This is a genomic window from Parabacteroides massiliensis, from assembly GCF_900155425.1.
In the GTDB taxonomy this organism is placed as follows: Bacteria; Bacteroidota; Bacteroidia; order Bacteroidales; family Tannerellaceae; genus Parabacteroides; species Parabacteroides massiliensis.
This window is the reverse complement of record NZ_LT700191.1, coordinates 825434-838979: the sequence shown is the minus strand read 5'-3', so window position 1 is coordinate 838979 and position 13546 is coordinate 825434. Positions and strand designations below refer to the sequence as shown.

Here is a 13546-nt window from a genome sequence, read left to right as displayed (position 1 = left end):
GATGGCAACAAAAGCTGACGAACAATTAAAGTATACCAGAAACATCGGTATCATGGCGCACATCGATGCAGGAAAGACTACGACTTCCGAGCGTATTCTTTTCTACACGGGTCTGACTCACAAAATCGGTGAAGTCCACGACGGTGCTGCAACAATGGACTGGATGGAGCAGGAACAGGAACGTGGTATCACGATTACTTCCGCTGCAACTACTACTTTCTGGAAATACAACAATGATAAATATAAAATTAACTTGATCGACACTCCGGGGCACGTGGACTTTACTGTAGAGGTTGAACGTTCTTTGCGTATCCTGGATGGTGCTGTTGCTGCTTTCTGTGCTGTAGGTGGTGTTGAACCGCAGTCTGAAACAGTATGGCGTCAAGCTGATAAATATAATGTACCCAGAATTGGTTATGTAAACAAAATGGACCGTTCCGGCGCAAACTTCTTCGAAGTTGTTCGTCAGGTAAAGGATGTACTGGGTGCTAATCCTTGTCCGATCCAGATTCCTATCGGTGCGGAAGAAACATTCAAAGGGGTTGTAGACCTGGTGAAGATGAAGGCTATTTTCTGGCACGACGAAACGATGGGCGCTGAATATTCGGTCGAGGATATTCCGGCCGATTTGCAGGCTGAAGCCGAAGAATGGAGAGATAAAATGCTCGAAGTCCTGGCTGAATGCGACGATGCCTTGATGGAAAAGTATTTTGACGATCCTTCGACTATCACAGAAGAAGAAATCAGAGTCGCTATTCGCAAGGGTACGTTAGCTATGCAGATCAATCCGATGATTTGCGGCTCTTCTTTCAAGAATAAAGGAGTTCAGACTTTGCTGGATGCCGTTTGTGCATATCTGCCTAGTCCGGAAGATACGGCAGCTATCGAAGGTACGGATCCGAGAGATCCGGACAAGGTGGTTGTTCGTAAGCCTCTCTTTGAAGAACCTTTGACTGCTTTGGCATTTAAGATCGCTACAGACCCGTATGTTGGACGTCTGTGCTTCTTCCGTGTCTATTCCGGTAAGATGGATGCCGGTTCTTATGTCTTGAATACACGTTCCGGTAAGAAAGAACGTATCTCTCGTCTGTTCCAGATGCATTCAAACAAGCAGAATCCGATGGAATCAATCGGGTGTGGAGATATCGGTGCCGGTGTAGGTTTCAAGGATATTCGTACAGGTGATACGCTTTGCGATGAAAACAACCCGATTACGTTGGAGTCTATGGAATTCCCGGAACCGGTTATCGGTATCGCAGTAGAGCCTAAGACTCAGAAAGATTTGGATAAACTGGGTATGGGATTGGCTAAGTTGGCTGAAGAAGACCCGACGTTCCGTGTACAATCTAATGAAGAAACAGGGCAGACTGTTATCAGTGGTATGGGTGAGCTTCACTTGGATATCATTATCGACCGTTTGAAACGTGAATTCAAGGTTGAATGTAATCAGGGTAAACCTCAGGTTACTTACAAAGAAGCTATTACCAAACCAGTTGAACTTCGTGAAGTTTACAAGAAACAATCTGGTGGTCGTGGTAAGTTTGCGGATATCATCGTTCGTATCGAACCGGCTGACGAAGGTTTCGATGGAACTTTGCAGTTTATCGATGAAGTGAAAGGTGGTAACGTTCCGAAGGAATTTATCCCGTCTGTTCAGAAAGGTTTCGAAAAGGCTATGAAGAACGGTGTATTGGCAGGGTATCCGTTGGATCAACTGAAAGTTACTTTGATCGATGGTTCTTTCCACCCGGTTGACTCAGACCAGTTGTCTTTCGAAATTGCAGCAATCCAGGCATTCAAGAACGCTTCTGAAAAGGCAGGTCCTGCTTTGATGGAACCGATTATGCAGATGGAAGTTGTTACTCCGGAAGAAAGTATGGGTGATGTAATCGGCGACTTGAATAAACGTCGTGGACAGATTGAAGGTATGGAAACAAGCCGTACAGGTGCTCGTATCGTAAAAGCAAAAGTTCCTTTGGCTGAAACTTTCGGTTATGTGACTGCTTTACGTACCATCACTTCAGGTCGTGCAACTTCTTCAATGCAGTTCTCGCACTATGCTCAAGTATCTTCTTCTATTGCTAAGCAGGTATTGACAGAAGTACAAGGTCGTGCTGATTTGATCAAATAATTTAGAAACATATATATAAATATGAGCCAAAAGATCAGAATTAAATTAAAGTCTTACGATTATTCTCTGGTAGACAAGTCTGCCGAGAAGATCGTGAAGACGGTTAAGGCTACCGGTGCAGTTGTTAGCGGCCCGATACCTCTGCCTACGCACAAGCGTATTTTTACTGTGAACCGCTCGACTTTCGTTAACAAAAAGTCTCGTGAACAGTTCGAACTCTCTTCTTATAAGAGATTGATTGACATCTACAGCTCAACTGCAAAAACAGTTGATGCACTGATGAAGCTGGAATTGCCCAGTGGTGTTGAAGTAGAAATTAAAGTGTAAGTTTATTAACAAATTAGTGAAATGCCAGGATTATTAGGGAAAAAAATCGGAATGACATCCGTTTTCAGTGCCGAGGGAAAAAATCTTCCATGCACTGTTATCGAAGTGGGTCCTTGTGTAGTTACACAGATTAAGACTTTGGAAAAAGATGGCTATGAAGCTGTACAGTTGGGTTTTGAAGATAAAAAAGAGAAACACACAACACAGCCGGAAATGGGCCACTTTAAAAAAGCAGGTGTGACTCCCAAGAGATACTTGGCCGAGTTCAAAAATTTTGAAACCGAATATAAGCTCGGTGATGTAATCACTGTAGATTATTTGGAAAATGCAGGTTTCGTTGATGTAGTTGGTACATCAAAAGGTAAAGGTTTCCAGGGTGTAGTAAAACGTCATGGTTTCGGTGGTGTAGGTCAGACTACTCACGGTCAGCATAACCGTTTGCGTGCTCCCGGTGGTATCGGTGCCTGTTCTTATCCTGCAAAGGTATTCAAAGGTATGCGTATGGCCGGCCAAATGGGTAATGAACGTGTAACTGTTCAGAACCTGCAAGTGATCAAGGTGATGCCGGAACACAATCTTTTATTGGTTAAAGGATCTGTTCCAGGAGCAAAAGGTTCAATCTTATTAATTGAAAAGTAATGGAACTGAGCGTATTAAATATTAAAGGTGAAGATACCGGAAGAAAGGTAACATTGAACGATGCTATCTTTGGCATTGAACCCAATGATCATGCTATTTACTTGGATGTAAAACAGTATTTGGCAAATCAACGTCAAGGAACTCACAAATCAAAAGAAAGAAGTGAAGTTTCTGGTAGTACTCGTAAATTGATCCGCCAGAAGGGTGGTGGTGGAGCTCGTCGTGGTGACATCAATTCTCCGGTATTGGTTGGTGGTGGCCGTGTATTCGGTCCGAGACCGAGAGATTATGAGTTCAAATTGAACAAGAAAGTAAAAAGCTTGGCTCGTAAGTCTGCTTTGACTTATAAGGCAAAGAATAATGCAATCGTAGTAGTAGAAGATTTCACTTTGGAAGCTCCTAAAACTAAAGAATTTGTAACAATTGCTAAGAATCTGAAAGTGGCTGACGGAAAGTTACTTTTGGTTTTATCTGAGAAAAATAATTTCGTATATTTGTCGGCCAGAAATTTAGAGAAGGCAAATGTTATAACAGCTTATGAACTAAATACATATGGAGTGTTAAATGCTGCAAATGTGGTATTGACTGAAAGTTCTGTTGCTGTCATTGAAAAACTGTTTAACGCATAAGGAGTAGAAAAATGGGAATTATTATTAAGCCTATAGTAACTGAGAAGCAAACAGCGATTACAGAAAAAATGGACAATCGCTATGGTTTTCGTGTTTCTCCTGATGCCAACAAGTTAGAGATTAAAAAAGCCGTTGAAGACATGTATAATGTTACAGTAGTTGATGTTAACACCATCAACTACTCTGGAAAACAGAAAAGTCGTTATACCAAATCCGGTATTATCAATGGCAAACAATCAGCTTTTAAGAAGGCTATCGTAACGTTGAAAGAAGGAGAAACAATTGATTTCTTTAGTAATATCTAAAAAAAGAAATGGGAATACGTAAATTAAAGCCCACAACACCGGGGCAGAGACACAAAGTTATTGGTGCATTTGATAAAATCACTGCAAGTACACCAGAAAAGTCTCTTGTAGTAGGTAAGAAGAGTACAGGTGGTCGTAATAACACTGGTAAGATGACAATGCGTTATCTTGGTGGCGGTCACAAACAAAAGTACAGATTTATCGATTTCAAGAGAAACAAAGATGGCATTCCTGCAACAGTCAAGTCTATCGAGTATGATCCTAACCGTACATCTCGTATTGCACTGTTGTATTACGCAGACGGAGCTAAGAGTTATATCATCGCTCCGAATGGATTGGAAGTTGGCCAGACAGTGGTTTCAGGTAGCGAAGCCGCTCCTGAGGTAGGTAATACTTTGCCGATGGCAAATATTCCCGTTGGTACTATTATTCACAATATTGAGCTTCGTCCGGGACAAGGTGCTAAATTAGTACGTTCTGCCGGTGCTTTTGCTCAGTTGACTTCGAAAGAAGGCGATTATGCAATTATTAAGATGCCTTCTGGCGAAACCAGAAAGATTCTTGCTGCTTGTAAGGCTACAGTAGGTAGTGTAGGTAATTCAGACCATGGTCTTGAAAAATCAGGTAAAGCCGGTCGCTCTAGATGGTTAGGTCGTCGTCCTCACAACCGTGGTGTTGTAATGAACCCGGTTGATCACCCAATGGGTGGTGGTGAAGGTCGTGCTTCCGGAGGTCATCCTAGATCTCGCAATGGCTTATATGCTAAGGGCTTGAAGACAAGAGCTCCGAAGAAGCATTCTTCAAAATATATTATTGAAAGAAGAAAGAAATAATCTGATTAATTAAGTAAACTATGAGTCGTTCGCTAAAAAAAGGCCCGTATATTAATGTAAAGCTTGAAAAGAAAGTCTTGGCTATGAATGAGTCGGGAAAGAAGGCTGTCGTTAAGACATGGGCAAGAGCTTCAATGATTTCGCCTGACTTTGTAGGCCATACTATTGCAGTTCACAATGGAAATAAATTTATTCCTGTTTTTGTAACCGAGAACATGGTAGGTCATAAACTGGGAGAGTTTTCTCCTACTCGTACGTTCCGTGGTCATGCCGGTAACAAGAAAAAATAATCGGTAGTAACAGGAATTCAGGAATCTGAAAATAAAAAGAATCAATAAAATGGGTGCTAGAAAAAGAATATCAGCTGAAGCAAGAAAAGAAGCTCAGAAGACCATGTACTTCGCAAAATTGCGAAACGTGCCGACTTCTCCCCGCAAGATGCGTCTCGTTGTAGACATGATCCGCGGAATGGAAGTATTCCGTGCACTTGGTGTTTTGAAGTTTTCTAACAAGGAAGCTGCAGCAAGAGTAGAAAAATTGCTTCGTTCAGCTATTGCCAATTGGGAACAGAAAAATGAACGTAAAGCAGAAGCTGGAGAGTTGTGCGTATCTTCAATCAGCGTAGATTGCGCTACTACATTGAAGAGAATGCGTCCGGCTCCTCAGGGAAGAGGATACAGAATTCGTAAACGTTCGAACCATGTAACTCTGTTTGTTGATACACTTAGTAAAAACGATAGTCAAAATTAATTTGTAGATGGGACAAAAAGTTAATCCGGTTAGTAATCGTTTGGGAATCATCCGTGGTTGGGATTCCAATTGGTATGGCGGCAAAAAATACGGAGATACTTTGCTGGAAGATAGCAAAATCCGTAAATATTTGAATGCTCGTCTTGCTAAGGCTAGTGTATCTCGCGTCGTTATCGAACGTACGTTGAAGTTGATTACAATCACAGTTTGCACATCGCGTCCGGGTATCATCATCGGTAAAGGTGGTCAGGAAGTTGATAAGTTGAAAGAAGAGTTGAAGAAAATTACCGACAAAGAAGTTCAGATTAACATCTTTGAGGTAAAAAGACCCGAATTGGACGCTGTTATCGTTGCAAACAATATTGCTCGTCAGCTTGAAGGAAAAATTGCTTACCGTCGTGCTATCAAGATGGCTATCGCCTCTACCATGAGAATGGGTGCCGAAGGTATTAAAGTGCAAGTCTCTGGTCGTTTGAATGGTGCTGAAATGGCTCGTTCAGAAATGTATAAAGAAGGAAGAACTCCGTTACACACATTCAGAGCAGATATTGATTATGCTTTGGCTGAAGCGTTGACGAAGGTTGGTTTGATCGGTGTTAAGGTTTGGATCTGTCGTGGTGAAGTTTATGGTAAGAGAGATCTTGCTCCTTCATTCGCTGCTTCTAAAGATTCAGGTCGCAGAAATGAGAATGCCGGCGGCAGCAGAGATAAAAACTTCAAGAGAAAGAAAGCTAATCGTTAAACGTTAGAATTTAAGAAGAGATGTTACAACCAAAGAAAACCAAGTTCAGAAGACAGCAGAAAGGTCGCATGAAGGGCGAAGCTCAACGTGGCAACCAGCTGGCATTCGGTTCGTTTGGTATAAAAGCGTTAGAAAATAAATGGATTACCGGTCGTCAGATCGAAGCTGCTCGTATCGCGGTAACTCGTTATATGCAACGTCAGGGGCAGGTTTGGGTCCGTATTTTCCCGGACAAACCAATCACAAAGAAGCCTGCTGAAGTACGTATGGGTAAAGGTAAAGGTAATCCCGAAGGGTTTGTTGCGCCTGTTACTCCAGGTCGTTTGATTTTCGAAATAGAAGGGGTTCCTTTTGATATTGCTAAAGAGGCTTTGCGCTTGGCTGCACAAAAGCTTCCGGTAACAACAAAGTTTGTTGTGAGACGTGATTATGATATGGCTAATCAAAATGCGTAATTTGTTATGAAGATTGCAGAAATTAGAGAATTAAGCACGAAGGAGTTAGTAGAAAGAATTGATGCTGAAGTGACTGCTTACGATCAGAAAGTGATCAACCACAGCATTTCTCCGAGTGAAAACCCTGCTCAGATTAAACAACAACGCAGGATGATTGCGCGCATGAAAACAGAATTGCGCCAGAGAGAACTTAACAACAAATAATTGAGCCTGATGGAAACTAGAAATTTAAGAAAAGAAAGAACGGGCGTGGTTACCAGCAACAAGATGGATAAAAGCATCACTGTTGCTATTAAATGGAAGGAAAAACACCCCATTTATGGAAAGTTCGTTAATAAGACGAAGAAATATCATGCTCATGACGAAAAGAATGAATGCGGTATCGGTGATACCGTAAAGATTATGGAAACTCGTCCTTTGAGCAAAACAAAAAGATGGAGATTAGTTCAAATAATCGAAAGGGCTAAGTAACATGATACAACAAGAATCAAGACTAGTAGTAGCAGATAACAGTGGTGCAAAAGAAGCGTTGTGTATTCGCGTTTTGGGCGGTACAAGAAAACGTTACGCCACTGTCGGGGATGTAATCGTAGTAGCAATCAAGAGTGTAATCCCGTCGAGTGATGTGAAGAAGGGTGCTGTTTCTAAGGCTATCATTGTTCGCACTAAAAAAGAGATTCGCCGCCAGGATGGTTCATACATCCGTTTTGATGATAACGCTTGTGTATTATTGAATGCCGGTGGTGATATTCGTGGAAGCCGTATCTTTGGTCCGGTTGCCAGAGAACTTCGTGCAACAAACATGAAAATTGTTTCACTTGCACCTGAAGTGCTTTAATTTTGTAAAACTTAAAGTAATGAGCAAATTACATATCAAAAAAGGCGATATAGTTTTTGTTAATGCCGGCGAAGACAAGGGTAAGACAGGTCGTGTTTTAGAAGTTCTTGTAAAAGACAACCGTGCCATTGTAGAAGGTATTAATATGGTATCAAAGCATACCAAGCCTAATGCAAAGAATCCTCAAGGAGGTATTGAAAAGAAGGAAGCTCCTATTCATATTTCTAACCTGAACGTTGTTGATCCGAAATCCGGTAAACCGACACGTATCGGTCGGAAGTTAGACGAAAAAGGTGCTTTAGTGCGTTATTCTAAAAAATCAGGGGAGGAAATTAAGTAATGAGCAATACTGCCAGTCTTAAGAAAGAATATCAGGACAGAATTGTTCCTGCTTTGACGAAAGAGTTCGGTTATAAAACCGTAATGCAGGTTCCCGTACTGAAAAAGATTGTTATCAATCAAGGTTTGGGTATGGCTGCTGCAGATAAGAAGATTATCGATATCGCCATTAGTGAATTGTCTGCAATTACAGGCCAGAAGGCTGTTGCAACTGTTTCAAAGAAGGATATCTCTAACTTCAAGTTGCGTAAGAAAATGCCGATCGGTGTAATGGTGACATTGCGTCGTGAACAGATGTACGAATTCTTGGAAAGACTCGTTCGTGTAGCTCTTCCCCGTATTCGTGACTTCAAGGGGATCGAAAGTAAGTTGGACGGAAGAGGTAATTATACCCTCGGAATTCAGGAACAAATCATTTTCCCTGAAATAAATATCGATAATATTACCAAAATATTGGGAATGAATATTACCTTTGTGACCTCTGCGAAAACAGACGAAGAAGGGTATGCTCTCTTGAGAGAATTTGGGTTGCCTTTTAAAAATGCAAAAAAAGACTAAGTAGTTATGGCAAAGGAATCAATGAAAGCCCGTGAGGTGAAAAGAGCAAAGCTCGTAGCTAAATATGCTGCTAAAAGAGCAGAATTGAAAGCAGCAGGAGACTATGAAGCTTTACAGGCTTTACCTAAAAATGCTTCTCCTGTACGTTTGCACAATCGTTGCAAAATTACAGGTCGTCCGAAAGGTTATGTACGCCAGTTCGGTATTTCTCGTATTCAACTGCGTGAAATGGCATCTCATGGTTTAATCCCGGGTGTAAAGAAAGCAAGTTGGTAAGAGTTTTTTTAATTTAAATATTGTCCGGATGGCCGGATCAATTTAATTCATTTATATATGACAGATCCTATTGCAGATTATTTGACAAGATTGCGTAATGCAATTAAAGCGAAGCACAGAGTTGTTGAAGTGCCGGCGTCAAATTTAAAGAAAGAGATCACTAAGATCCTTTTCGACAAGGGTTACATTCTTAATTTTAAGTTTGTAGAAGATGGTCCTCAGGGTACAATTAAGATTGCCTTGAAGTATGACTTGGTAAACAAAGTAAATGCAATCAAGAAACTGGAAAGAGTTTCTACCCCTGGTTTGCGTAAGTACACTGGTTACAAGGAAATGCCGAGAGTATTGAATGGTTTAGGTATTGCCGTTCTTTCTACTTCTAAAGGTGTGATGACAGACAAAGAAGCCCGTGATCTGAAGATCGGTGGTGAAGTATTATGTTATGTTTATTAATTAGGAGGAAAGAAGAATGTCAAGAATAGGAAAATTACCAATTCATGTACCGGCCGGTGTTACGGTTACCATTAAGGATAATGTAGTGACTGTAAAAGGTCCCAAAGGCGAAATGACTCAGGTTGTGAATCCTGATATTAACGTGACTTTGGAAGATGGAATCATTCATCTGACACGTCCGACAGACGAAAAGAACCATCGTGCATTGCACGGTCTGTATCGTTCGCTGATCAACAACATGGTGATCGGTTGTTCAGAAGGATACAAAAAAGAACTGGAACTTGTTGGTGTCGGTTACCGTGTGACAAATACAGGTCAGCTGTTAGATCTTTCTTTAGGTTATACTCACAACATCTATCTGTTGTTGCCTAAAGAAGTAAAAGTGGAAACAAAGGCAGAGAGAAATAAAAATCCTCTTATTATCCTTGAATCGGCTGATAAACAATTACTGGGACAGATTTGTGCTAAGATTCGTTCATTCAGAATGCCGGAACCGTATAAAGGTAAAGGCATCAAGTTCGTGGGTGAAGAAATTCGCAGAAAGTCTGGTAAATCAGCAGGTAAGTAATCTACGTAAACTGAAATTATCATGACAACGAAGGAAGAAAGAAGATTAAAGATAAAAGCAGGTGTACGCGGTAAGATATCAGGAACTCCTGAACGTCCGCGCCTGACTGTGTTTAGAAGCAATAAGCAGATCTATGCACAGGTTATAGATGATACGACAGGTAAGACTCTGGCTGCAGCCTCTTCTTTGAAGATGGATATTAAAGCTCCGAAAAAGGAGATTGCTGCTAAGGTTGGGGAACAGATCGCTAAGGTAGCCCAGGAAGCTGGTGTACAGGCTGTTGTTTTCGACCGTAACGGTTACCTGTATCATGGGAGAATTAAAGAATTAGCTGATGCTGCACGTAACGGCGGCCTTAAATTTTAATGAAGATGGCAGGAGTTAATAATAGAGTTAAGTCGACCAACGACATAGAGTTGAAGGACCGTTTGGTTGCAATCAACCGCGTAACTAAAGTAACCAAAGGTGGACGTACATTCAGTTTTGCTGCTATTGTTGTAGTAGGAAACGAAGACGGTATCGTAGGTTGGGGCTTGGGTAAAGCCGGTGAAGTAACGACAGCTATCGCAAAAGGAGTTGAGGCTGCAAAGAAAAATCTGATTAGAGTCCCTGTTCATAAAGGTACTATTCCTCACGAACAGTTAGCTAAGTTCGGTGGCGCTCAGGTGCTGATCAAGCCGGCTTCTCATGGTACCGGTGTTAAGGCTGGTGGTGCTATGCGTGCTGTATTGGAAAGTGTAGGTATCACTGACGTTTTGGCTAAGTCAAAAGGATCTTCCAACCCTCACAACTTGGTAAAGGCTACTATTGCCGCTTTAAGTGAGTTAAGAAGCCCGTTGATGGTTGCTCAGAACAGAGGTGTTGCAGTTGAAAAAGTATTCAGAGGTTAATTAGGGAGGATAATAAGTTATGGCAACTATTAAAGTTAAGCAGACAAAAAGTAGAATTAAATGCCCGAAAGACCAAAAGAGAACTCTTGATGCACTGGGTCTGAAGAAAATGAACCGGGTTGTAGAACATGAAGCTACTCCGGCAATTCTGGGTATGGTTGAGAAAGTGAAACATTTGGTTTCAGTAGTAAAGTAATAACGGTTGAAAAATAAATTATACGATATGAATTTATCAAATTTAAAACCTGCTGAAGGATCTACCAAGACCAGAAAAAGAATCGGCCGTGGTCCAGGTTCAGGATTAGGAGGAACTTCAACAAGAGGTCATAAAGGTGCGAAATCAAGATCTGGTTACAAACAGAAAATCGGTTTCGAGGGAGGTCAGATGCCTATACAGAGACGCTTACCTAAATTTGGTTTCAAGAATATTAACCGCGTTGAATATAAAGCTATCAATCTTTCTACATTACAAGGCATGGCTGAAGCCCTGCAGCTTACAAAGATTGGTATTAACGAACTGATTGAAGCTGGTTTTATTTCCTCTTCTCAGCTGGTTAAAATTCTTGCTAACGGCAACTTGACAGTTAAACTTGAAGTAGAAGCTCACGCTTTCTCTAAGAGTGCTGAAGCTGCTATCCAGGCAGTAGGTGGAACTGTTGTTAAACTCTAAGTTATGAGAGCAGTTGAAACAATAAAAAATATTTGGAAGATTGAGGATCTGAGAAATCGGATCCTCACCACTCTATTGTTGGTGGCTATATACCGTTTCGGTACATACGTCGTTCTTCCGGGTATTGATCCTAAAGCGTTGACCGCTTTACAGGAACAGACAAGAGGCGGATTGCTGGCGTTGTTGGATATGTTCTCTGGTGGTGCTTTCTCTAATGCTTCGATTTTTGCATTGGGGATTATGCCATATATATCCGCTTCCATTGTAATGCAGTTGATGGCAATTGCAGTCCCTTCTTTCCAGAAATTGCAGAGAGAAGGTGAGAGTGGTCGACGTAAGATCAACCAGTGGACTCGTTATCTGACTGTAGCTATCCTTCTGTTCCAGGGTCCTACTTATCTTGTTAACTTAAGTGTACAGCTGAAAGCCGCCGGAGCAGCTCTGCCTGCAGGTATATGGTTTACAATATCTTCTACAGTTATTTTAGCTGCTGGAAGTATGTTTATCTTATGGCTTGGTGAAAGAATTACAGATAAAGGTGTTGGAAATGGTATTTCATTTATCATTTTAGTTGGTATTATAGCCCGTCTACCGCACTCTTTGTTCGAAGAATTTATTTCGAGAACAAGTGAGAAAACCGGTGGTCTGGTTATGTTCTTGTTTGAAATGTTGTTCCTTTTGCTGGTTATAGCAGGTGCAATCCTGTTGGTACAAGGTACTCGCAAGGTGCCCGTACAGTATGCGAAACGGATCATCGGGAATAAACAATATGGTGGCGCTCGTCAGTACATTCCTCTTAAGGTGAATGCTGCAAACGTGATGCCTATCATCTTTGCCCAGGCAATTATGTTTATTCCGATTTCAATTGTTGGTTTCTCGAGTACTGGCGAACAGTCTGGTTGGGTAGCTGCGTTTATGGACAATACCGGATTTTGGTACAACTTCGTATTTGCTGTACTGATTATCTTGTTTACATATTTCTATACAGCTATCACGATCAATCCTACTCAGATGTCGGATGATCTGAAGAGAAACAACGGGTTCATTCCTGGTGTTAAGCCAGGAAAAAGTACCAAGGATTATTTGGATACCATCATGGACCGTATTACTTTGCCGGGAGCATTCTTTCTCGCATTAGTGGCAATCATGCCAGCTTTTGCCCGGATCGCCGGTGTTAGTATGGCGTTCTCCCAGTTCTTTGGCGGAACATCTTTGTTGATCCTGGTTGGTGTGGTGTTGGATACACTGCAGCAAGTAGAAAGTCATTTGTTGATGCGTCATTATGACGGTTTGTTGAAGTCAGGAAGAATTAAAGGTCGCTCAGGCGCAGTTGGTGCTTATTAATTAGAATGATCTATTTAAAAACAGATGAAGAGATTGAGTTGATGCGTGCGGCGAATCAACTGGTGGGCAAGACGCTTGGTGAATTGGCCAAACATATTGTTCCTGGTGTCAATACGCTTCAACTCGATAAGATAGCCGAAGAATTCATTAGAGATAATGGTGCGGTTCCGGCGTTTTTGGGATATGGTGGTTTCCCCAATTCCATATGTGCTTCTGTGAATGAACAGGTTGTACATGGTATTCCCTCTTCAAAGACAATATTGAAAGAGGGAGATGTTATATCTGTCGACTGTGGTACAGTGTTGAATGGTTTTGTCGGAGACTCGGCTTATACATTTTGTGTGGGTGAAGTTGATCCCAAGGTGAAGGCTTTGTTGAAGGCAACGAAAGAATCACTTTATTTGGGAATCCAGCATGCTATCGAGGGCAAACGTCTCGGAGACATCAGTCATGCCGTACAGTCTTATTGTGAATCGAAAGGTTACTCTGTTGTCAGGGAACTGGTCGGTCATGGTATCGGACGTAAGATGCATGAAGAACCTGAAGTTCCTAATTACGGGCGTCCAGGTTGCGGTCCCTTGTTGCGCAGCGGTATGTGTATCTGCATAGAGCCGATGATCAATATGGGTAGTAAGAATGTCGCTTTTGAGAAAGACGGTTGGACAGTTCGTACGAAAGACAGGAAGTGTTCGGCTCATTTCGAGCATTGTATAGCAATTCGCCCAGAAGGACCCCAGATATTGTCTTCATTCAAGTTTTTAGAAGAAGTTTTAGGTAACAACGCAATTTAATTGATTTA

General features: G+C 41.6%; 24 protein-coding genes. All 24 read left to right on the top strand.

Features of this window, described 5'->3' with window-relative positions:
- Nucleotide 1 precedes the first annotated feature (1 nt).
- From fusA to map, 24 genes are read left to right on the top strand one after another with little or no spacing between them, the layout of a single operon-like run.
- Entirely contained in the window at nt 2-2131 is a 2130-nt protein-coding gene (fusA, locus tag BQ9893_RS14540) for an elongation factor G (RefSeq protein WP_075966670.1), read from the top strand.
- A gap of 21 nt (nt 2132-2152) precedes the next feature.
- Nucleotides 2153-2458 (top strand): 30S ribosomal protein S10, encoded by a 306-nt coding sequence (gene rpsJ / locus BQ9893_RS14535; protein WP_005634728.1) that lies wholly within the window; start codon nt 2153-2155, stop codon nt 2456-2458.
- Between the two features lie 21 nt (nt 2459-2479).
- On the top strand, nt 2480-3097 hold the full coding sequence (rplC, locus tag BQ9893_RS14530) for a 50S ribosomal protein L3 (RefSeq protein ID WP_075966669.1): 618 nt from the start codon (nt 2480-2482) through the stop codon (nt 3095-3097).
- A complete protein-coding gene (gene rplD / locus BQ9893_RS14525) occupies nt 3097-3726 on the top strand; it encodes a 50S ribosomal protein L4 (protein ID WP_075966668.1) in 630 nt (209 codons plus the stop codon). Before rplC ends, rplD begins: the two co-directional genes overlap by 1 nt.
- A gap of 11 nt (nt 3727-3737) precedes the next feature.
- Nucleotides 3738-4031, top strand: coding sequence for a 50S ribosomal protein L23 (rplW, locus tag BQ9893_RS14520; protein WP_075966667.1), 294 nt, complete (start codon nt 3738-3740; stop codon nt 4029-4031).
- A gap of 8 nt (nt 4032-4039) precedes the next feature.
- Entirely contained in the window at nt 4040-4864 is an 825-nt protein-coding gene (gene rplB, locus BQ9893_RS14515; protein ID WP_005634735.1) for a 50S ribosomal protein L2, read from the top strand.
- A 20-nt stretch (nt 4865-4884) separates the two neighbouring features.
- Nucleotides 4885-5154 (top strand): 30S ribosomal protein S19, encoded by a 270-nt coding sequence (rpsS, locus tag BQ9893_RS14510; protein WP_005634738.1) that lies wholly within the window; start codon nt 4885-4887, stop codon nt 5152-5154.
- Between the two features lie 49 nt (nt 5155-5203).
- Nucleotides 5204-5614 (top strand): 50S ribosomal protein L22, encoded by a 411-nt coding sequence (gene rplV, locus BQ9893_RS14505; RefSeq protein ID WP_005634739.1) that lies wholly within the window; start codon nt 5204-5206, stop codon nt 5612-5614.
- Nucleotides 5615-5621: 7 nt separating this feature from the next.
- Nucleotides 5622-6356 carry a 30S ribosomal protein S3 gene (gene rpsC / locus BQ9893_RS14500; RefSeq protein WP_005634741.1) on the top strand — a complete coding sequence of 245 codons (735 nt, stop codon included), beginning with the start codon at nt 5622-5624 and terminating at the stop codon, nt 6354-6356.
- A 20-nt stretch (nt 6357-6376) separates the two neighbouring features.
- Nucleotides 6377-6811, top strand: coding sequence for a 50S ribosomal protein L16 (gene rplP / locus BQ9893_RS14495; RefSeq protein WP_005634742.1), 435 nt, complete (start codon nt 6377-6379; stop codon nt 6809-6811).
- A 6-nt stretch (nt 6812-6817) separates the two neighbouring features.
- The gene (gene rpmC, locus BQ9893_RS14490; RefSeq protein ID WP_075966666.1) at nt 6818-7015 is read left to right on the top strand and encodes a 50S ribosomal protein L29; all 198 of its coding nucleotides are present in this window, start codon (nt 6818-6820) and stop codon (nt 7013-7015) included.
- A gap of 9 nt (nt 7016-7024) precedes the next feature.
- Nucleotides 7025-7282 carry a 30S ribosomal protein S17 gene (gene rpsQ / locus BQ9893_RS14485; protein ID WP_005634746.1) on the top strand — a complete coding sequence of 86 codons (258 nt, stop codon included), beginning with the start codon at nt 7025-7027 and terminating at the stop codon, nt 7280-7282.
- Nucleotide 7283: 1 nt separating this feature from the next.
- A complete protein-coding gene (gene rplN / locus BQ9893_RS14480; RefSeq protein WP_046146311.1) occupies nt 7284-7649 on the top strand; it encodes a 50S ribosomal protein L14 in 366 nt (121 codons plus the stop codon).
- Between the two features lie 19 nt (nt 7650-7668).
- Nucleotides 7669-7989, top strand: coding sequence for a 50S ribosomal protein L24 (rplX, locus tag BQ9893_RS14475; protein ID WP_005634752.1), 321 nt, complete (start codon nt 7669-7671; stop codon nt 7987-7989).
- Nucleotides 7989-8546 carry a 50S ribosomal protein L5 gene (gene rplE / locus BQ9893_RS14470; protein WP_005634754.1) on the top strand — a complete coding sequence of 186 codons (558 nt, stop codon included), beginning with the start codon at nt 7989-7991 and terminating at the stop codon, nt 8544-8546. The genes rplX and rplE overlap by 1 nt, the downstream gene beginning before the upstream one ends.
- Before the next feature lie 6 nt (nt 8547-8552).
- Nucleotides 8553-8822, top strand: coding sequence for a 30S ribosomal protein S14 (gene rpsN, locus BQ9893_RS14465; RefSeq protein ID WP_005634756.1), 270 nt, complete (start codon nt 8553-8555; stop codon nt 8820-8822).
- Nucleotides 8823-8879: 57 nt separating this feature from the next.
- The gene (gene rpsH / locus BQ9893_RS14460; RefSeq protein ID WP_005634758.1) at nt 8880-9275 is read left to right on the top strand and encodes a 30S ribosomal protein S8; all 396 of its coding nucleotides are present in this window, start codon (nt 8880-8882) and stop codon (nt 9273-9275) included.
- Nucleotides 9276-9291: 16 nt separating this feature from the next.
- Nucleotides 9292-9843 (top strand): 50S ribosomal protein L6, encoded by a 552-nt coding sequence (gene rplF, locus BQ9893_RS14455; protein WP_075966665.1) that lies wholly within the window; start codon nt 9292-9294, stop codon nt 9841-9843.
- 21 nt (nt 9844-9864) lie between these two features.
- Nucleotides 9865-10209 (top strand): 50S ribosomal protein L18, encoded by a 345-nt coding sequence (gene rplR / locus BQ9893_RS14450; RefSeq protein ID WP_075966664.1) that lies wholly within the window; start codon nt 9865-9867, stop codon nt 10207-10209.
- 5 nt (nt 10210-10214) lie between these two features.
- Nucleotides 10215-10733: a 30S ribosomal protein S5 gene (gene rpsE, locus BQ9893_RS14445; RefSeq protein ID WP_075967390.1), complete on the top strand. Its 519-nt coding sequence runs from the start codon at nt 10215-10217 to the stop codon at nt 10731-10733.
- A gap of 19 nt (nt 10734-10752) precedes the next feature.
- Entirely contained in the window at nt 10753-10929 is a 177-nt protein-coding gene (gene rpmD / locus BQ9893_RS14440) for a 50S ribosomal protein L30 (RefSeq protein WP_075966663.1), read from the top strand.
- Between the two features lie 27 nt (nt 10930-10956).
- Nucleotides 10957-11403, top strand: a complete 447-nt coding sequence (gene rplO / locus BQ9893_RS14435) for a 50S ribosomal protein L15 (RefSeq protein ID WP_075966662.1) — start codon at nt 10957-10959, stop codon at nt 11401-11403.
- Between the two features lie 3 nt (nt 11404-11406).
- Nucleotides 11407-12747: a preprotein translocase subunit SecY gene (gene secY / locus BQ9893_RS14430; RefSeq protein WP_075966661.1), complete on the top strand. Its 1341-nt coding sequence runs from the start codon at nt 11407-11409 to the stop codon at nt 12745-12747.
- Between the two features lie 5 nt (nt 12748-12752).
- Nucleotides 12753-13538: a type I methionyl aminopeptidase gene (gene map, locus BQ9893_RS14425; RefSeq protein WP_075966660.1), complete on the top strand. Its 786-nt coding sequence runs from the start codon at nt 12753-12755 to the stop codon at nt 13536-13538.
- Nucleotides 13539-13546 lie beyond the last annotated feature (8 nt).